The following is a 19,209-nucleotide window of genomic DNA, read 5'->3' on the forward strand; positions in this document are numbered from 1 at the left end:
GCTGCGCCTAGCGCCCGGGCAGCTCGATCGGGCCGGTGTCGAGGTCGTCCGTGGCGAGCACGGAGGTGCGCGCCGCGGCCGCCTGCACGGCAGATGCCTGTGCGTCGGAGTTCCGCACCTGCTCGCTGTCGAGCTCGCCCTCCAGCTCGAACGACGAGAGGTCGTAGCTGTCGGTGTGCAGCGCACCCGGGGTCTCCCTCGGAGCGTCCGAACCGGCAGATCGGGGTGTCTGGGCCAGCAGCTGCTCGACATCGTCGACGGCGAGAACCGGGCCCGTGTGCTGGGTCAGCGGGCTCATGCTGTGGCTGTGCACGCCTTCGACCAAAGCGTCGAGCATCTGCACGGCATCCGCGATGATGTCGTCGCTGCGGTTCGCGACGCCGTGCAGCAGCCAGCGGGCGAGCTCCAGCTCGGCGTAGAGCAGTGCGCGCTGCGTCAGCAGCCGGTCGATGCCGCCGCTGCGGGCGGCGGTGTACGCCGCCAGCGTCGTCTCGCCGGCCTCGCCGGGGGCCGCGAGCACCCAGTGCAGGTCGCGGGCCGCATCACCAACGCTCAGCTCCGACCAGCCCAGTACCGCCGTGACGCCGTGGTCGTCTACCAGGAATGAGTCGGCGGCGAGTTTGCCGTTGATGACGGAGGGGGCGAATTGCCAGAGCGCGGCGTCATCCGTTGCCTGCTCCCAGCGGCGCAGCAGCGCAGCAGGCAGTCGGCCGGTGTCCGCGGCGCGCGCGATCAGCGAGGCGGCGGCGGAGCGGGATTCGTCGGCGCTCTGCTGCGGCAGCCCGGCGTCGCCGATGAATGCGGTCGGCAGCGAGTGCACGGCGGCGATGGAACGCCCGACGGAGTGAGCCAGATCGGCGCTGTACTCCAGCATCGCCGGCTCGGCCGGGGTGCCGTCCAAGAACTGGTAGACGACGGCGCGGGTGGAGCCGACGGGCGCCTGGCCGACGAAATCGGCGACGTGGAACGGCAGCCGGCTGCGCACGCCGGTGCTCAACGCGCGCAGGGCGACGAGGTCGGCGGACTGCTCGGTCTCGGCCGCCTGGTTGCGCGGAACCCGCACGATCAGCTCATTGCCGTCGCGGATGCTCAACACTGCCGCATCGTAATCACCGTTCAGCTGTCGGCTGTGTGTGCGCGTGGCGACCACGTCGAGCTCCGGCACGGCTGAGGTGGCCAACGCGGCTAAAGTGAGAGGGGATCTGGCCATGCCTTCAAGGTTAGGTCGAAAACAGCCTGCTCGCCTATCCGCCACGCCCCGGGAGGCTGCGCAGCAAACCGTTCCGAAAGGGTCACCCGTGCTCACTGACGCGCTTCCGCTCGCCCGCTACCGGCTCGAGCGCGATGCGACGGCCCGGGCAGAGCCCGGCCTGGTACAGCGGCTGCGCGAAGACGCCGACACCCGGGTGATGGCACTGAGTGCAGGCACGGCCTTGCGCGCCATGCAGGTTGACGGCGCGCCGCCCGCGCTGGCCTGGCTGGCCCCCGACGAGGTTCCGGATGCCGCCAACTGGTTGTACCTCGGGCGCGAGGTCGTAGCCGATGGCGCGGCCGTCCGCCCGCTGCTGGCGGCCCTGCTCACCCCGGAACAGGCCGAGGCGCTGCAGCCGGAGCGGCTGCGCTGGGCAGGACTGCGCGCCCTCGCCCCGGAGCTGGACGCGCTCGAGAGCGCCCTGTTCACCGAGGCCGTTTCGGTGGCGCACTGGCACGACTCCCACCGTTTCTGCCCGCGCTGCGGCACCGCCACCGTGGTCGAGAAAGCCGGTTGGGTGCGGCGGTGCCCAGCCGAGAACAGCGAGGTGTTCCCGCGCACCGACGCCGCCGTGATCGTGCGCATCACCGACGCCGACGACCGGATCTTGCTCGGCTCCAATGCGCTCTGGGAGCAGAACCGCTTCTCGCTGCTGGCCGGGTTCGTCGAGCCGGGGGAGTCGCTGGAGCACGCCGTGCTGCGCGAGGTGTTGGAGGAGTCCGGTCTGCGCATCGCCGATCCTCGCTACCTCGGCTCGCAGCCCTGGCCGTTCCCCGCCTCGCTGATGCTGGGCTTCTCCGCGACCCTCGCGTCCGGGCAGGCCCCGCACGACACCACACCGGATGGCGAGGAGATCCTTGAGCTGCGCTGGTTCAGCCGCGCCGAGCTCGAGGCGGCCGGCGACGACATCCTGTTGCCCGGCCCGCTGTCCATCGCCGGCGCGATCATCCGCGACTGGCTGGAGAATCCGGAGCCGGCTTCTCGATGATCCCCTCAGCAGACGCCCTGCTCGCGGGCCTCGACGAGCAGCAACGCGTTGCCGCCGAGGCGCTCATAGGCCCGGTCTGCATGCTCGCTGGCGCCGGCACAGGCAAGACCCGGGCGATCACGCATCGCATCGCCTACGGCGTGGCCACCGGGGCATACACGCCCAGCCGGGTGATGGCGCTTACCTTCACCACCCGCGCCGCCGCCGAGCTGCGCGGCCGGCTGCGCGAGCTCGGCGCCGGCGGCGTCGCGGCGCGCACGTTCCACTCCGCGGCGCTCTCGCAGCTGAACTTCTTCTGGCCGCAGGTCGTCGGCGGCCAGACGCCGAGCCTGCTGGACGGCAAGGCGCGCCTGCTCGGCCACGTCGCCGAACGGCTCAAGCTGAAACTGGACACGGCAACGCTGCGCGACGTCGCCGGCGAGATCGAGTGGCGCAAGGTCTCCGGGCTGAGCTTCGCCGCCTACGGTTCCTCGCTGGAGGCCCGCGGACTGCCCGGCCGGCTCACCGCCGAGCAGGCCGTTGATCTTCAGCACGGCTACGAGAAGCTGAAGGACGAACGGCACCAGATCGACTTCGAGGACGTGCTGCTGACCATGGCCGGCATGATCGAGCAGGAGCCGTCCGTTGCGATGCAGGTGCGCGAGCAGTACCGATTCTTCGTCGTCGACGAATATCAGGACGTCTCGCCGCTGCAGCACCAGCTGTTGAACCTGTGGGTGGGTGACCGGCGCGAGCTCTGCGTGGTCGGTGACGCCAGCCAGACGATCTACTCCTTCGCTGGCGCGCGCGCCGAGTACTTGCTCGAATTCCCCAGCCGGCATCCGGATGCCACGGTGGTGCGCCTCGAGCAGAACTATCGCTCGACGCAGACCATCATCGACGCCGCCAACCGCCTGATGCGCGGCCGTCCGGGAGCCCTCATGCTGCACGCCGCGGCGGCGAGCGAGCCGGCCGTGAAGGCCCCGATCACCGTCACCGCCCACCCGAGCGACATGGCAGAGGCGCGCGGGGTCGCGCAGAAGATCGTCGAGCTGATCGCGGCCGGGGCCCGCCCGGAGGAGGTGGCCGTGCTGTACCGCATCAACGTGCAGGCGGCCGCGCTCGAGACCGCGCTCGCCGAGGCCGGCGTGAGCTACCAGATCCGCGGCTCCAAGCGCTTCTTCGAACTGCCGGAGGTGAAGCAGGCGGTGATGTCGCTGCGCGCCGCGTCGGTCTCGATCTCGGGGGAGCCGCTGTTCAAATCGGTGAGCGACGTGCTGCGCGGGCTCGGCTGGAGCCAGAGCCCGCCGGAGACGCGCGGGGCTGTGCGGGAGCGCTGGGAGTCGTTGAACGCGCTGATGGGACTCGTCGACCAGGCGGCACCCGGCACCACCTTCCGCGCCTTCACCGACGAGCTGATGGAACGCCAGGCGAGCCAGCACGAGCCGACCGTGGCCGCCGTCACCCTGGCCACGTTGCACTCGGCGAAGGGCCTGGAGTGGGACAACGTGTACATCATCGGGGCCAGCGAGGGCCTGGTGCCGATCAACTACGCGAACACCCCGGATCAGATCGACGAGGAACGCCGACTGCTCTACGTCGGTGTCACCCGGGCACGGCAGCGACTCGCGCTGAGCTGGGCGGAGACGGGCGCCGGGGCGCGCGCTCCGCGGGACCGCTCCCGGTTCCTCGCTGAGATGGAGCGCCCGGCAGCCCCCGGCAGCCGCACTCCGGGTGCGGGGAGTGCCGCGCGGAGCTGATCCAGCCGTCGAGGCCGAGGTGCAGGGATGCACTCGTCCACGGCGCAGGGGCGGCGAGGGGGGAGCCGGCTTCGCCCGTCGAGCAGCCGCGGATCAGACCACAGGCCACCGTCGCGGCGAGCCGGCCGGTCTGCTCCGTCTCGCCGGGGGCGCGCCGGTGCACGAGCTGGCTGGCCACGGCCGGCCAGGAGGCATCCGCGTCGGTGTGCTCCAGATCCAGGCAGAACAGGCAGGGGCCCTCGCCCGGAACCACGAGCGGGCCGACCCGTACGCCGCTGTCGCCATACACGATCGGCAGGTGTGCAACGTCGGCGCGCAACCAGTGCCCGTAGCGGCGGGGAGGCAGCGCATAGTGGGCGATCAGCACGACCAGTTCCGGCTCACCGCCTGGCGCGCGAGCGGTTGGCGCCGCAGAAATGTGCCCGGTTGCAGCTGGCACCGTTGAACTCGGCGCGCTGGAGGCCGGCACGCCGGCCCCTCGCAGCTCATCCAACAGCAGCTGGGCGCCTGGCCCGTCGCCGTCGATGAGCACTCGCGGCGGCGTCGGCCGGGCAGCGGCCGGGTCGTGCAGCAGCACCGGCTCCAGTCGCTGCAACCGCTCCTGCAGCGCGGCGGCGTCTCCGCCGGCGCGTGCGGCCATGCCGAGCAACTCGTCTTCTGGGGTGCCGCGGCGGAGCGCCGCGACCAGCACCTCGTCGAGGGCGTCCACTGCATCCAGCACCAGCTTCGGCTGATCCACGCCGAATTGCAGCGAGTGGGGCGAACGCCACACCACGGGCACGCCGGGATCCAGTCGCAGGGTCATGCCGACAGCCTGCCTCATTCCCGCAGGGGCCGTCGGAAGTTATCCACAGGCCCCAGCGGGAGGGGAGTTAGGCCGGGGGGGCGGCGGGTGGGTCGTTCGGGTCCAGCGGCCGGTCCGGGCCGTCCCCGCGCAGCAAAGCCTCCAGCGCCTGGTCCACCTCGTCCAGCTCCGGCTCGACACCGGATGCCTTCGCAACCAGGCGTGCCACGAGGCTCGCCGGGTCGTCCAGATCGGCGGATGTCGGCAGGATGTCGGGGTGCGCCCACAGGGCGTCGCGCGCGTCGTTGCCAACGGCATCCGTCACGGCCTGCCACATGGCGGCCGCCTCACGCTGGCGCCGGGGGCGCAGTTCGAGGCCGACCAGCGTGGCGAAGGCCGACTCGGCCGGCCCACCCGCCGCGCGGCGACGGCGCACCATCTCGGCGATCGCGACGCTGCCGGGCAGTCGGCTGGTCGCCTCGGCGGTGACGACGTTGACCCAGCCCTCGATGAGGGCCAGCATCGTCTCCAGCTGGGCGAGCGCGGCCTGCTGGGCCTCGCTCTTCGGCGGGATCAGCGAGCCGTCCACCATGGCCTGGCGCAGCTCCTCCGGGTTGGACGGGTCGAAGCCGGATGCCAGTTCTTCGAGTCGGCCGGCGTCCACGCTGATGCCCTGAGCGAAGGAACGGATCGCGCTGATCAGGTGCAGGCGCAGCCAGCGGGCGTGCCGGAACAGGCGGGCGTGGGCGAGCTCGCGCACGGCGAGGTAGATCTGCACCTGGTCGATGCCCACGTCAAGGTCTTCGCCGAAGGCCGTCACGTTCTGCGGCAGGAGGGCGGAGTGCTGCTCGGGGAGCAGCGGGATGCCGATGTCTCCGCCGGAGATGACCTCGGTGGCCAGCTCGCCGACGACCTCACCCAGCTGCATGGCGAACAGCGTGCCGCTGAGCGAGCGCATCATCGGCATGGCCTGGGCGAGCATGCCGCGCATCTCTTCCGGCAGCTGTTCGCCGAGCGCGCCGGTCAAGGTGTCGGCGATGCTGGTGGCGACGGGCTCCGCGAGCTGGGTCCACACCGGCATGGACTGGGTGACCCACTGCCGGCGGGTGATCAGCGACGGAACCACGGTGATCTCGCTGATCGCGATGACCTCGTCGAGCCAGAGCGCGGCGATGTTGAATGCCTGGTCGAACTGTGCGCGCTGCTCCGGCGTGACCTGCTCCTGGCCTGCTGCGGCCTTCTCCTCGGCCCGGCGCAGGGCCAGATCCCAGTTGATGCCGTCTCCGGCATTGCTCATGGCGCCGCGCAGCTGGTTCATCAGCGCGGCGATGCTGGCGGGGTCGTTCGGCAGCCCGGCCGCGCCCGCCAACTGTGCAGGGTCGAAGGAGGCGCCGTCGGCAGGGAAATTGCCGGAGAGGATGTCGCGCAGCATCCGCTGCAGGTCATCGTCAGGCGTGTTGTCGTCGGGGTCCAGATTGTCACCGGGCTGGGCGTTGTCGGCCACTTCAGCCACCTCTCAGTCGCGTGCTTCTACGCTAGTGCGAGATCCTGCGGCTTCGTTGGGAAATACCCTAGGCTGGGGTGCTCCGCTGTCCGCCTGTCGCGAACACCGGGGAGTGAGAAGGGACGCCCGTGGCATTGTTCAGCGAAGGCCAACCGGGCAGCGATGCCGACGGTTCCCTGTCACGCCAACCGCGCAGCCGCGAGGAGCGCCGCGTGCGCAAGGGCTGGTACTTCCTCGGGGTCGCCGTGGTGAGCGGCCTCGTGCTCGGCCTGGTTCCGGCTCCCTATGTGATCGAGCAGCCAGGGCCCGTCTTCGACACCCTCGGCACTGCCGAGCACGACGGCGTCGAGCGCCCGCTCATCTCGATCCCGGATGAGCCGACCTACCCGACCGAGGGCGAGCTGAACCTCCTCACCGTCTCCGTCGTCGGCAACCCGGAGTCCCGGCCGAACTGGTTCGAGGTGCTGGGGGCCTGGGCAAGCCCGCAGAAGGCCGTGCTGCCGATCGACCTCGTCTTCCCGCCGAACGTCACCACCACCGAACGCGACCAGGCCAACCAGGCCGCCATGGTCAATTCGCAGCAGGATGCCATCGCCGCGGCGCTGCTGAACCTCGGCTATGACGTCGGGCGCACGCTGGAGGTCAATGCGTTGACGACGAACTCGCCCGCCGAGGGCGTGCTCGAACCCGGCGACGTGATCGTCTCCGTCAACGGTGACACGTCCAGCGACCTCACCGATCTGCGTGCCGCGGTCAAGGCCAACGGCACGGAGAAGCCCGCAACCCTCGAGATCATCCGGGCGGGGCAGACGCAGACCGTCGAGGTCACCCCGACCATGAGCGGCGACGCCGTCGTGCTCGGCGTCGCCATCGCCACCAACTACACGTTCCCGATCGACGTGCAGATCCAGCTCGACAACGTCGGCGGCCCGAGCGCTGGCATGATGTTCGCGTTGGGCATCATCGACAAGCTCACGCCGGGACCGCTGACCGCCGGCACCGACTGGGCCGGCACCGGCACCATCGACGACACCGGAACCGTCGGGCCCATCGGCGGCATCCGTCAGAAGATGTTCGGCGCGTTGGATGCCGGCTCGAAGTGGTTCCTGGCGCCGGAGTCGAACTGCGGCGAGGTTGTCGGGCACATCCCGGACGGCCTCACCGTGTTCTCCGTCGAAACCCTCGATCAGGCGCTGACTGCGATCGAAACCGTCAGTGACGGTGGGGACACCTCGAAGCTGCCCTCCTGCACACTCCCAGCTTCGGCTCCATAGGATGGACCCAGCACCACCAGAGGCTCTAAGTACCCGGGTCTCGGCACATCGAAACACGCACACCGAGCATTGAGGCCCCGTGACTTCCCCTGCAGCTGACGCACCCGCCCGCCCGAATAGAGCGCCGCTAGCCATCACCATCGCCGTCGTGGCGGGGCTCGTGATGGCCTTCTTCGCCTTCGCCAGCCTGTACGCCGACGTTCTCTGGTACGACCAGCTCGGCTACCTGAACGTTCTGACCACCCAGTGGGTGGCCAGCGGTGTCTTGTTCGTGATCGGCTTCCTGGCCATGGCGCTGCCCGTCTGGGGCGCCATCCAGATCGCCTACCGCTCTCGCCCGGTCTACGCGAAGCTCAATGCGCAGCTGGACCGTTATCAGCAGGTGATCGAGCCGCTGCGCCGCCTCGCCATGTACGGCGTGCCCGCGCTTCTCGGTCTGTTCGCCGGTGTCTCGGCGGCCTCCCGCTGGGAGACCACCCTGATGTGGCTGAACCGCACCCCGAGCGGCACGAAGGACCCGCAGTTCGGTCTGGACGTCTCGTTCTACATGTTCGATCTTCCCTTCCTGCACTCGGTGCTCGGCTTCGCTTCCGCCGTGCTGCTGATCGCCCTCATCCTCTCCGCCGCCACCGCGTACCTCTACGGTGCGATCCGGGTGAGCGGCCGCGAGGTCATCATCTCCAAGGCCGCCCGCGTGCAGATCGCCGTGATGGCCTCGCTGTACCTGCTGTTGCAGGCCGCCAGCCTGTGGCTCGACCAGTACACGACCCTTACCGGCAGCAGCACGTACCTCATGGCCGGCGCCGGGTACACCGACGTCAACGCGACCATCCCCGGCCGAGCGATCCTCGCCGGCATCGCGGCCGTCGTCGCGATCCTGTTCCTCGTCACCGCCATCATGGGCCGCTGGCGCCTGCCGATCATCGGCACCGTGCTGCTCATCATCACCAGCCTGCTGATCGGCTCGCTCTACCCGTGGGTCGTGCAGCGCTTCCAGGTTGCACCGAGCGCGAAGACCCTCGAGGCCCCGTTCATCCAGCACAACATCGACATGACGCGAGATGCCTATGGTGTCGCCGGTGTCGAGGAGATCCCGTACAACGCGACGACCGAGGCCGAGCCCGGCGCTCTGCGCGCGGATGCCGAGACCACCGCGAACATCCGCATCCTCGACCCTGCGATCGTCAGCGACTCGTTCGAGCAGCTCGAGCAGTTCCGCCAGTACTACCAGTTCCCCGACCACCTTGACGTCGACCGCTACAACATCGACGGCAAGTCCCAGGACGCCGTGGTTGCTGTGCGCGACCTGCGCCTCAGCGGTCTGAGCGACGCCCCCGACTGGGTCAACCGCACCCTCGTCTACACCCACGGCTACGGCATGGTTGCCGCCTACGGCAACCAGCGTTCCGCCGACGGCCAGCCCGTGTTCCTCGAGTCGGGCATCCCCAGCACCGGAGCGCTCGGCGCCTTCGAGCCGCGCGTGTACTTCGGTGAGGATTCGCCCGCCTACTCAATCGTCGGCGCGCCCAAGGGCGCCAAGCCGGTCGAGCTGGACTACCCGGCCGGCGGCGATGGCGGCGAGCAGACCTACACCAGCTTCTCCGGTGACGGCGGGCCCAAGCTCGACAACATCTTCAAGAAGCTCGTCTTCGCGCTGAAGTTCCAGAGCGAGCAGATCTTCCTCTCCGACTCGGTCACGAACTCTTCGCAGATCCTCTACGACCGCAGCCCGCTGGAGCGCGTGCAGAAGGTTGCGCCGTATCTCACGCTCGACTCCGACCCGTACCCGTCGGTCATCGATGGCAAGATCGTCTGGATCGTCGACGGCTACACGACGAGCGCGGACTACCCGTACTCGACGAAGACCAGCTGGAGCAAGGCCATCAACGACGCGCAGACGTCGGCGCAGAGCTTCGCGCTCGACGACGTGAACTACGTGCGCAACTCGGTGAAGGCCACTGTCGACGCCTACGACGGCAAGGTCACGCTCTACGCGTGGGACACCCAGGACCCGCTGCTGGCCACCTGGCAGAAGATCTTCCCGAGCACGGTCAAGCCGCTCAGCGACGTCTCCGGCGAGCTGATGAGCCACGTGCGGTACCCGGCTGACATGTTCAAGCTGCAGCGCGCCATCCTGGGCCAGTACCACGTGACGGATGCCGGCTCGTTCTACTCGAGCGATGACGCCTGGACCACGCCGAAGGAGCCGACGCTCCCCGCGGACAACAAGACGCTCCAGCCGCCGTACTACCTGACCATGCAGATGCCGGGTCAGAGCTCGCCGGCGTTCTCGCTGTACTCCACCTTCATCCCTGACCAGAAGGGCGACAGCACCCGCGACGTGCTGACCGGCTACCTGGCGGTCGACGCGGATGCCGGGGCGAAGAACGGCGTCAGGGCCGACAGTTATGGCAAGCTCCGCCTGCTGACGCTGCCGAATGACCGCATCCCCGGCCCCGGCCAGGTGCAGAACTCCTTCGACTCCGACCCGGCCGTTTCGCAGGTGCTCAACCTGCTCAAACAGGGCCAGTCCAAGGTGCGCAACGGCAATCTCTTGACGTTGCCCGTCGGTGGCGGCCTGCTCTACGTGCAGCCGGTCTACGTGCAGTCGACCGGTGGCACGAGCTTCCCGCTGCTGCAGAAGGTGCTGGTCGGCTTCGGCAACCAGATCGCTTTCGAGAACACGCTCGACGAGGCGCTGAACGTGCTGTTCGGCGGCGACTCCGGCGCCCAGGCCGGCGACGGCGGAACGCCGGGCGGGGGAGTCACCGTGACCCCGACGCCGACGCCGACTCCCACCGACGGTGGCACCACGCCGCCCACGACGGAGCCGACCACGCCGCCGACCACCACCCCGCCGAACAGCGGAACGGCCGACGAGCAGGCCAAGGCGCTGCTCGAGGTCGCCAAGCAGGCGCTGCAGGACAAGCAGAAGGCGATGGCCGACGGCGACTGGGCCGCCTACGGCGCAGCCGACAAGAAGCTGGCTGACACGCTCTCCGCGCTGATGCTGGTGCTCGGCCAGTAGTACCCCGCACGACAGGCGCATCCCTCCCGGAGTTCACGCTCCGGGAGGTATGCGCTTTTTCGTGCCCGCTTTTCGCCGGCATCCGCCCGCCGCCCGCGCCGGGGGAGCAGCCGCGCGGCGCGCCCGAGAACGCACGAGAACGGCCCTCGATTCGACGCCTACTGAGGCGTCTGGTAATCTAATTCTTGTGACGCGGGGTGGAGCAGCTCGGTAGCTCGCTGGGCTCATAACCCAGAGGTCGCAGGTTCAAATCCTGTCCCCGCAACAGAAGCAGAAGGCCCGGAACCAAAAGGTTCCGGGCCTTCTGTGTTTCCGGGCCTTCTGTGTTTCCGGGCCTTCTGTGTTTCCGGGCCTTTTGCGTCGACGAGCCCGCCCGTGCTTCAGAGTCCCCAGTAATACGCGGTTGCCGACCCGTTCGCGTTGCTCGCAACAAGCTTGATGGTTAGGTACTGGAGAGTTCCTGACCCTACGGGGCACGTTCGCGGGATCCCCACCGACCCCGAGGATCCCTGGCTCGACGCAGCCGTCGAGAAGCCGCCGGTCGCTTGGGCGTCGGTGTCTGTCAGCGCATAGAAGATGTCGACGGTGTTACCCTCGCGGGCTCCCCAGTGAAAGTCGAGCACGATGACCTGGCCCTCCGGGTTCTCACCGCAGTATTCGAACGGCTCCGCTGGCCACATCGAGATGATTGCGGGGTCGTACCCACCCGAAGCACCGCCGTTGGACGGAACTTCCGGGCTGGAGCCGCCACTGGGCGAGTCTTCGCCGCCCGTCGAGCCGCTTGCGTCCTGTTCGGCGGCAGCCGCAGCCGCAGCCGCAGCCGCAGCCGCAGCCGCAGCCGCAGCCGCAGCGTCAGCCGCAGCCTGGCCGGCAGCCTGAGATGCGATGACAGCGTCCGAGGCGGCCTTCAATTGAGTGAATGCAGCCTTGACGTCGTCGGCACCCTTGAGGTTGGCGACCGCTTTGAGGAGAGCGTCCGTGGAAGCCACGTCAGCGATCGGGCTGGCCTCGATGAGCGCGTCAGCCTGCTCCTTGGCGTTGCTGACAAGCGCATCGAGGGCGTCGGCGACGGCATCCATTGCAGCGGACACCTCGTCGACCCCGCCGTTCGTGATCGCATCGGCGAGCTTGACTCGGGCGTCTTCGAACGCTGCCGCTGCATCCGCGCTCACCGCTGTGGCGAGCGAGATCGTGAATCCGTCGAAGCCGGCATTGAACCCGGCGGCGACGTCCTTCGCGTCCTTGAGAACCTCCGCGGCTTCAGCGGCTGCTTTCTTCTCGGCGGCCGCATTCTTTTCGGCGAGTTCGTGGGCGAGCTGCCGGTTGTGCTGGTCGACGGCGGTCGCGGCAACCGGGATGGTGACAGCGCCGAACACGATGACCGCGACGGCGGCGATGGCACCGACTTTGGCCCGCTTCGGAAGTCGGTCGAACAGGCCATTCCTCACTGCAGATGATCTTGCGGATGAATCCTGACCCATGGGATCGATCCTGACACTCGCGGATTCAGGCGGCTAGACGTCAACCACCCCCAGAAAGGACCACGTGTCAAGCGCGGCAGGCCCGAGGATCAGATCGGGAGGGATGGGTCGGAACAACTGCGTTGAGGACGCAACGACGGCAGTCTCCGACCGATTGGACCCGAGTCGGATACGGAGACCGTCTTTCTCAAGTCGTGCGAGACTGGAGACCACACGACGAAGCACAAGCCGCCGCTCGGAGCCGTGAGACGTCGACCGCTGAAGAGAGTGGTGTTTCGATCAGCATCACTGCATATTCAGACTCGGCACAGAGTATCCATTTGCTTGATTGCGACCAGCTTCATGACTGATGGATCCGTCGCATTCTTCGCCGATCCGCGATATTGCTGTTGCCGTATGTCCATAGTCGATCCGCTGCCCAACCGTCCCGCTCCGGACAACCTGACCGGGAAGCTGATCCTCGTGCGCCACGGCGAGACGGAGTGGTCGAAGGACGGAAAGCACACCGGGCGGACGGACGTCCCGCGCATGCCCAGGGGAGAGGCCCTTGCTCGCGGCGACCGGCTCCGACGTCAGTGGCATGCTGGCGGCCGGTGCCCTGCTTGTGCTTCTCGGCGGAGTGGCCTCTGTTGTGCGCCGACGCGTCACACGCGCCTGAGAAGGATAGCGACGGCGTCAGAGGGCACCTTGCCCTAGACGTCAGAGCTCAACGGCGGCTTCACTGTGTTGGAACTGCCCTCCCACGATGCGGCGCTCGAGTTGGCCGCGAGGTTCGCTGCAGGCGCCAGACAAAGCGGGCGGGCGGCGCGGATCAACAGCCAGTGGACTTGTGCGCCCAAAACGTCAGGTAGTATTGATCTTGTAGCGCGGGGTGGAGCAGCTCGGTAGCTCGCTGGGCTCATAACCCAGAGGTCGCAGGTTCAAATCCTGTCCCCGCAACGAAAGGCAGTTCTCGGAACTGCAGCACAGAATCGCCCTCGAGGAAACTCGAGGGCGATTCTGTGTTTCTGGGTCCTTTTCGTCGCCGGTGCCGGCCTCGGCGCAGTTCTGGGCCGCTGGGCACCGACTCTGCATCCCCGTTAGCGACTTTCGGGCTCGCCGAAGAGATCGGTGAGCCTGGGTGTGTGCCCTCGCGGGCGGTGTCGGGTGCCGACTATGCGGTTAGCTGCGCGGGGGAGGTCCGCCGGTCTCGTCCGACGGCGCGAGGCCGGGACTCCCACACGATGACGACCGGCTGGTCACCCCGGATATCCAGGCTGGAGACGCGCAGTTCGAGGATCTCCCGGGTGGCGGGGCCGGCGCCGAGTCCGAGGGCGAGCAGGGTGAGCGCGTCGTAGCGGCGGCGGGATGTGTTCTGGCCGAGCGCCCAGCTGTGGAGGGCCGCGATCTCAGCGGCACTGTAGGGCTGGGTGGGTACCGACCGGGGGATCGGGCGTTGTTTCGTCAGGCTGTCGGCCGGGTTCAGTGCCCGGACCATCAGTGTGAGGGTGGCACGGTGTGTGGCTCTGCTGCCGCGCAGGTAGCGGCCCACGCCGAGGTGCACGAACTCTTCAACCACGCTGGCGCGGAAGATGCGGGTGCGCTCCAGCGGTGTGCCGCGGGCCTGCCACGCCCACAACACGAACGCGGTCGTCGCCGGGAACAAGATGTGCGGCTCCCTCCCGGTGATGGCGGAGGCGTCCGTGACGGCGTCCTCGATGAACCCGCCGATCTCATCCCAGTACGGCAAGGCAAGCGTCGGCCGGTACCGGTACGGCTCCGCGGCTGCAGCGTTCACTGCAACACCGCTCGCGGGGACAGGGCGATGATGCTGACCACCGGGGTGCTCTCCCGGGTGGTGCACCACACGTTCTCCACGTGCAGATCGACCAGCACGACCATCGGCTGCGCAACCTCGCACCGTTCGACGTCGATCAGGTCGACCTTTTCGCCGTCGCGGAGCAGCGTCAACGTCTCGTCATCGTCGGTGCGGGCGATCCGGCACAGGCTGCGCTCGTCCAGGTCCAGCCAGTACCGGCTGCCCGACGTCGTGGTGACGAGGTAGCGGCCGGCCATGTCATCGGTCAACTCGCGCAGCGGATCCCCGGCGGCGGGCATGCTCACACCTCGTGCTCGGGTGGGTCGCCGGCGGGTGCCCGGTCGATGCTGCGGACCACAGTCGACCGCTGCCAGAAATAGTCCAGCATGGCAGCTTCGGAGCCGGCAGGCTGCATCTGCCAATGTCCGGGTTCGCCCACCGCACAGGACAGGATCTGCAGCAGTGGTCGTGTCACATCGTTGACCGAGCGCGACGCGAACTCACCCGGGATGCGAGTGACGACCATCGCGTCGAGGTCGAGCCGGTACGTCGAGCTGCTCGTCGTCACGATCCAGCAGCCGCCCTCATCGCCGTACAGGGCATCGGTGTCCGTCATAGGCCTGCGCCCTCCGCCGCACCCCGGTTGCGCGTTCGGCGCAACCGGTCGCAAACAACGCTAGAGAGTCCCCGGCCGCCAAACCGCCGACGTTAAGACAAAGATCCCCTTTTCCTGCTGCCACCTCGCTTTTCCGCGCATAGATGCATGCGACGGCGCACCCGCGCCGAGAACAGGCAGAACACATGCAGCGGAAGACCCCGCACAGCTCCACGCCCACGCCGCCGCGCTCTGGCAGGTGGCAGATTCAGATGAATCGTCCCGGCACTACGAACAGGCCGACGGCATCGTCGCCGGCGTCTATGCCGAGCCCGGCAACGACTTCCCGCGGCGCCGCTGAATTGGGCGCGCAGTCTGCACCGCTACGAACACCACGGGCGCGAAGGCGGCAGAGCGCCGCGCGAGAACACCCGCGATCGCAGCCACCTCCCGCCAGACGAACGCCGCATGGCCGAGTGGGCCCGCTACCAACGCCGCTTCAGTGACTCCCTCTGCCGGTACCAACAGATCCGCCTCGACCTCTCACCGGTATTCCGGTGGGACCCACATGAGGCTGCCTGGCAGATGCGCCTCCACGAGTGCAAGCTTCACCGAGTTCGAACAGGAAAACTGCCGCGCCTCAACCAGGATGACCCGCACGAGTTCGCCCTGGCCCGCTGGTTCGGGCGCCAACTCCGGCAAATGCAGAACGGCACCCTCCATAGATCTCGGGCAATCGCGCTCACCCGGCTCCTCGGCGCAAACGTCGAGGAGGACTTTCCCCTCTAGCCGAGACCGCGTCGACTGTTCGAGGAACCGTCGACCGTATCAACGACTATCCGGTCTAATTCCTCAGATCGGTGGCTGCTCGCGCTGAAGCGTCGCCACATCGCTGCCCGATCGTCCACCATTTCAGCGGGAGCCGGCCCCACGAAACTTGGAGCACATTCTGGGCGAGACAACGCAGCAGTCTGCCGACGAACGCCTCATGTGCGCCCCGACCGACGGCAACTACGCCGGGGGTGAGGTCGTCGCCGTCAGCCCCGACGAGCCCGGGATCTGGATTCACTCGACGAAGTCCGGTGCCTCGTTCTCACAGCTGTAGTACTCGACCCTGCCACCGCGGCACCCATCGACACAGTCACACGATTCGTAGCTGCCGGCAACGGTTCGCACTTGAACGGTTCCCCGATGACCGTGCAAGCCAGCACGCCCACAACCATTGGGACACGGTTGACTGCAGCCATCCTGCAAACGCCTCTGCGCGACGCGGATGGTGCGACTCAAGTGTGGAAGCGGGATCAGCCGGAATGAGTCTCGACCAAGGTCAGTCGATCCGTCCGGTTGCGGCTCGCGAAGTTTCGCTGAGCGGCCACAATTTGCCTTTTGCCGAGCACCTTTGGGGGTCATGGACACACTTAGGCATGCGTGACACTCGCACGGGAAGCGGGCCTAGGTCGCTTTCGTCGCAGGTAGGAGCTAGCGAAACCGAGAGCAACGCCGCCAATTCAATTTTGAGACGCTAGCCATGCCGGCCAAATTGCCGGCGCCCACTACGATCACGACCATGTCTCCATCTGAATCCGTTGCTCTCCTGACAGCCGCAGTTGCCGCTGTCATTGCCATTGGCGTCTTCATCGCGGGCCAGGTGTTGACCTTTCTCGCTTCGCGGAGAGAACGACGGAGACTCCTTGTCGTCCGCATGATCGACATAATCGATGATCTGGTTCGTCGACAGAGTATCCCGGCGATGATCCGGAATTGGAAGAACGCAGACATTGAACTCGCGCTAGTGCAATCGCGCTTAGCAATGGATCTCACAAAGAGGGAGCTGGTGATTGCCGATTGGGTGTGGGGCCAAACGCAGCGGGTGTTCCTCTCCACGACAAAGTCGGAGTATGTCGAGTTGACGATGGCTGTCAGCAGCCGACTTGTGCAGTGGCATCGTGGCGCGATCGGTCTCGATTGGTTTGTTGAGGATCTCAGGCGCAACCCTGTGCAGCCTGATTTCCGGATTCCGAATTCGGTCGGCTGGAAACGAAATTTCGGTGCGATTGGAGAGACCATCACGTTGCTTGGGCTCGTGGCACTCGTTCTGAACGGGGTCACGCGGGTCATCTTCTGACGCTGTGCACGTCCACGGCGCTAGCGAGAGAGCATCGGCCAGAACGCGAGGCCACCAAAGATCGTGGCTGAGATCAGAAATGGTTCTCCTCGGCGCCGTTATCAACCAACCTCGGGACTGGTGGGACTACGCAAAACCGGACACAGCGCAACCGGAGTAGGTCGGGGCCGGCTGCCTTGTCGGGTGACCCGGACCCAGACATGCACCGCCATTCAAACGACGGACATGCTTTTTGTTCGCAAAAGCAGCGCCACCGTACGAACGGGCCTGCTTGCTTTCGGTCGTTTCCAGCGCCGCACCACGACTAGTCATCCGAGTGTGCTCGATTCGAGCGTTTCAGTTCCCCGGTTGTCTTCAACCGTATGAGTTAGGCAGATCAACAGCAGTCCCGGGCGTGGGTGGAGCCCCGCAAAGAAATCCAAATCCGCACACCCACTTGGGCACGCAGACTGTGGGGAAGGTCAGGGTGGGATTTGCTGTTAGATCAGCCTGAGGTGTCCGCAGAAAGGGCTAACTGAATCGCTGCACAATGGTGACAATCTCCTCTGGGGTGGCTTCGACCGTTTGATCACCTTTGCGCCAGTAGGCTTTGCCCGCGACGAACGAAGGGCCCTGCTGCGGTGGCACGGAAATCACGATAATGCCGAGGCCGAAGTAGTCATGGTAGTCAATGGCCGAGAGCACATCCGCTTTCAACGACGCAGTCAGCTCTGAGCGTTCAATCCCATGCTTGATGCGGGCGAAATATGCTTCCGCGGATTCGCCGAGGAATACGGCTTCGCGCTGCACGCCAACCACATATCGGTAGCCGACTCTCCGTGGGGAGATTCCGTCTAACGATCCGACCTTTTCGGCGTCTTCATCTTTATCTGTAACTCCGATTAGAAGCGACCCGCTCCACTTTCCGTTGTTCGCAATCCCACAGATGGTCCTGACTAGCTTCGGGATCATTCCTTCGTCGATTGCGCGCCCACTGGGAGCCAGCGTGAGGATTCCCTGCTTCAGCTCATAGTGAGCTGCTTCCACTTTCGAGCGCTGGATTAGGCCATCAATGTCTGCGATCGCCTGGCTCCCGTATATATTTGGCGCTTCACCAGGGACTACATGTGGCGTTATCAGCCCCTTGACCAGGTTGATATGGCGACGACGCTTTTCGAAGCTCGTCGCTTTCGCCGAGATGTGCACTGACAATCCCTCAAGCGCCGCCTTCATGCCTGCATAGTCGGCAATCCTGTTCTGTTCTTGTACGAGCACCTCGTGCAATGCAAAGAACACGACGGCAAAGACGGAAGGAAATCCATTTGTGTTGGGGGACGAAAAGAGTATTTCGCGGAGCTTCTTGGGGCTGCCTGTCAGACACAAAGTACGGATTTCGTCTATGCAGAAGTTGAACTCGTCGGAGAATCGCTCGCTTCCATAAACTTTAAGGGCCGCTTCGATGCGGGCACTTTCGTCGCTCGTGGAGTCATATATTGCGTCTAACGCAGATTTGGAGCGCTCAATCACGGCACCGCCAACGATCGATGCGGCAAGGTCGGCAATGTACTGCTCATCGAGGCTGTCGCGAAGGTCTGTCGCCCGGAGAATTCCATGGCTGACCCAGAAGACGTCTTCGGCCTGCACGTGGTATCCGTGCTTACTCATTGGGAGATCAATACTGATTGTGGGCATCTCTTCGAGCAAGAGCGTGTCGCTCGAAACGTCGCCTCTGAGCGTGGTGGCCAGCTCGCGAACCAACGCCGAGAAATCATCCTGCACGCCGGACTGTCGACGTTCTTGGTCACTCAGGCGGTGCCCGTAGGTGTTGATCCGAGCGAAGACATCATCGATCTCCGCCTCAGACGCTTCGCGCATGATGGTAATCGCCATCACGTAGTCCAGAAACATGCTGACCTCACGCTGCGAAAACTTGTTCGGCTCGGAGGTCTGCTCGAACTTATCTTCATCGGCCCGCAGCTGCGCGGTTGAAAAATGTGAAACGTCGAAGTGTCGTCCGTCCAGGGCTGGGTAGGCGTTCTCGATAAACGAAATAATTGCGAAGAGCCTCTGCACGCCATCGATGATTTCGAAGCCGCCGCCCTCCCGCTCCGCGAGAAGAATCGCGGGGACCGGATACTGGCTCGAGATCGATTCGATCAGCTTCTGTTTCTCATGCAGCGTCCAGACCAGTTTTCGCTGGTAGCGACGATTCACGAACAGCTTCCCCTCGCTGTGCCACGCGTAGATGGACTGAATGACCTTTGGTGAAGCGTCGAGAGCAGGCATGGTGAGCAGCTTGCCATAGCGGGCCATCAGAATGCGGTAGACATTGCAGCCAACTCAGGAATCACCCTCTGACGAGGGGCCCGCATTCTGCCTTAGAAAGCCGGGACCGCCAGGCTCCACATGCTCTTGCCGTTTCGCCGAACGCAAAATGTGGTCGTTCTGAATGCCGTGACGGGCCAGAACTAGGGCCGGTAGCCCCGCCTCGAATGACATTCGAGACAAACTTCTCAGCCATAGTTGACCACCTGACCTATGGTCGGCGCGACCGGACCTTGAGCATTCATGCCACGGGCCGTCCTATGGATGGCCGTCGACGACTGCACTGGCGACGCATAGGGGATCGCGAATGCACACTGTCTAACGGCCTGCGATCCAA

14 protein-coding genes, 2 tRNA genes and 1 pseudogene are annotated in these 19,209 nt (G+C 66.2%); 10 read left to right on the plus strand and 7 right to left on the minus strand.

Annotated elements, in window-relative coordinates:
• Positions 1-7: 7 nt before the first annotated feature.
• On the minus strand, positions 8-1,096 hold the full coding sequence (locus tag AWU67_RS03040) for a phosphotransferase (protein ID WP_234407337.1): 1,089 nt from the start codon (positions 1,094-1,096) through the stop codon (positions 8-10).
• Positions 1,097-1,298: 202 nt separating this feature from the next.
• On the opposite strand from AWU67_RS03040, the gene nudC reads away from it, so the two are divergent.
• Together nudC and AWU67_RS03050 are read left to right on the plus strand one after the other, a co-directional pair.
• Entirely contained in the window at positions 1,299-2,240 is a 942-nt protein-coding gene (nudC, locus tag AWU67_RS03045; protein ID WP_067226605.1) for an NAD(+) diphosphatase, read from the plus strand.
• Complete coding sequence (locus AWU67_RS03050; RefSeq protein WP_067226608.1) at positions 2,237-3,979, plus strand: ATP-dependent helicase; 1,743 nt, start codon at positions 2,237-2,239, stop codon at positions 3,977-3,979. Before nudC ends, AWU67_RS03050 begins: the two co-directional genes overlap by 4 nt.
• Before the next feature lie 872 nt (positions 3,980-4,851).
• Here the strand turns inward: AWU67_RS03050 and AWU67_RS03055 are convergent.
• The gene (locus tag AWU67_RS03055) at positions 4,852-6,195 is read right to left on the minus strand and encodes a zinc-dependent metalloprotease (protein WP_067232002.1); all 1,344 of its coding nucleotides are present in this window, start codon (positions 6,193-6,195) and stop codon (positions 4,852-4,854) included.
• A gap of 200 nt (positions 6,196-6,395) precedes the next feature.
• Between AWU67_RS03055 and AWU67_RS03060 the strand changes: the two genes are divergently transcribed.
• The 3 genes from AWU67_RS03060 (at position 6,396) to AWU67_RS03070 (ending at position 10,834) form a co-directional block, all read left to right on the plus strand.
• Complete coding sequence (locus tag AWU67_RS03060; RefSeq protein ID WP_067226611.1) at positions 6,396-7,541, plus strand: YlbL family protein; 1,146 nt, start codon at positions 6,396-6,398, stop codon at positions 7,539-7,541.
• Positions 7,542-7,620: 79 nt separating this feature from the next.
• Positions 7,621-10,569, plus strand: a complete 2,949-nt coding sequence (locus AWU67_RS03065) for a UPF0182 family protein (protein ID WP_067226614.1) — start codon at positions 7,621-7,623, stop codon at positions 10,567-10,569.
• A 191-nt stretch (positions 10,570-10,760) separates the two neighbouring features.
• Positions 10,761-10,834 (plus strand) — tRNA-Met (locus AWU67_RS03070).
• Between the two features lie 115 nt (positions 10,835-10,949).
• On the opposite strand, the gene AWU67_RS17420 is transcribed toward AWU67_RS03070, so the two are convergent.
• Positions 10,950-12,050, minus strand: coding sequence for a hypothetical protein (locus AWU67_RS17420; RefSeq protein ID WP_162492503.1), 1,101 nt, complete (start codon positions 12,048-12,050; stop codon positions 10,950-10,952).
• A gap of 396 nt (positions 12,051-12,446) precedes the next feature.
• On the opposite strand from AWU67_RS17420, the pseudogene AWU67_RS18030 reads away from it, so the two are divergent.
• From AWU67_RS18030 to AWU67_RS03080, 3 genes and pseudogenes are all read left to right on the plus strand, one after another.
• Positions 12,447-12,557 (plus strand): annotated as a pseudogene (locus tag AWU67_RS18030) (histidine phosphatase family protein); the annotation flags it as partial.
• Positions 12,558-12,630: 73 nt separating this feature from the next.
• Complete coding sequence (locus tag AWU67_RS18035; protein WP_425339196.1) at positions 12,631-12,708, plus strand: hypothetical protein; 78 nt, start codon at positions 12,631-12,633, stop codon at positions 12,706-12,708.
• Positions 12,709-12,915: 207 nt separating this feature from the next.
• Positions 12,916-12,989 (plus strand) — tRNA-Met (locus AWU67_RS03080).
• Between the two features lie 214 nt (positions 12,990-13,203).
• Here the strand turns inward: AWU67_RS03080 and AWU67_RS03085 are convergent.
• The 3 genes from AWU67_RS03085 to AWU67_RS03095 are packed head-to-tail and all read right to left on the minus strand — an operon-like array spanning position 13,204 to position 14,464.
• Positions 13,204-13,827, minus strand: a complete 624-nt coding sequence (locus AWU67_RS03085) for a hypothetical protein (RefSeq protein WP_067226620.1) — start codon at positions 13,825-13,827, stop codon at positions 13,204-13,206.
• The gene (locus AWU67_RS03090) at positions 13,824-14,147 is read right to left on the minus strand and encodes a hypothetical protein (protein WP_067226623.1); all 324 of its coding nucleotides are present in this window, start codon (positions 14,145-14,147) and stop codon (positions 13,824-13,826) included. The genes AWU67_RS03085 and AWU67_RS03090 overlap by 4 nt, the downstream gene beginning before the upstream one ends.
• 2 nt (positions 14,148-14,149) lie before the next feature.
• Positions 14,150-14,464, minus strand: a complete 315-nt coding sequence (locus AWU67_RS03095; RefSeq protein ID WP_067226627.1) for a hypothetical protein — start codon at positions 14,462-14,464, stop codon at positions 14,150-14,152.
• A gap of 447 nt (positions 14,465-14,911) precedes the next feature.
• Here AWU67_RS03095 and AWU67_RS17280 point away from each other — a divergent pair, with 447 nt between their 5' ends.
• Positions 14,912-15,232: a hypothetical protein gene (locus AWU67_RS17280; RefSeq protein WP_067226630.1), complete on the plus strand. Its 321-nt coding sequence runs from the start codon at positions 14,912-14,914 to the stop codon at positions 15,230-15,232.
• A gap of 778 nt (positions 15,233-16,010) precedes the next feature.
• Complete coding sequence (locus AWU67_RS03105; RefSeq protein WP_129586616.1) at positions 16,011-16,568, plus strand: hypothetical protein; 558 nt, start codon at positions 16,011-16,013, stop codon at positions 16,566-16,568.
• Positions 16,569-17,078: 510 nt separating this feature from the next.
• On the opposite strand, the gene AWU67_RS03110 is transcribed toward AWU67_RS03105, so the two are convergent.
• On the minus strand, positions 17,079-18,833 hold the full coding sequence (locus AWU67_RS03110; protein ID WP_067232005.1) for a DUF262 domain-containing protein: 1,755 nt from the start codon (positions 18,831-18,833) through the stop codon (positions 17,079-17,081).
• Between the last annotated feature and the right edge of the window lie 376 nt (positions 18,834-19,209).

Source organism: Microterricola viridarii (genome assembly GCF_001542775.1).
GTDB lineage: Bacteria > Actinomycetota > Actinomycetes > Actinomycetales > Microbacteriaceae > Microterricola > Microterricola viridarii_A.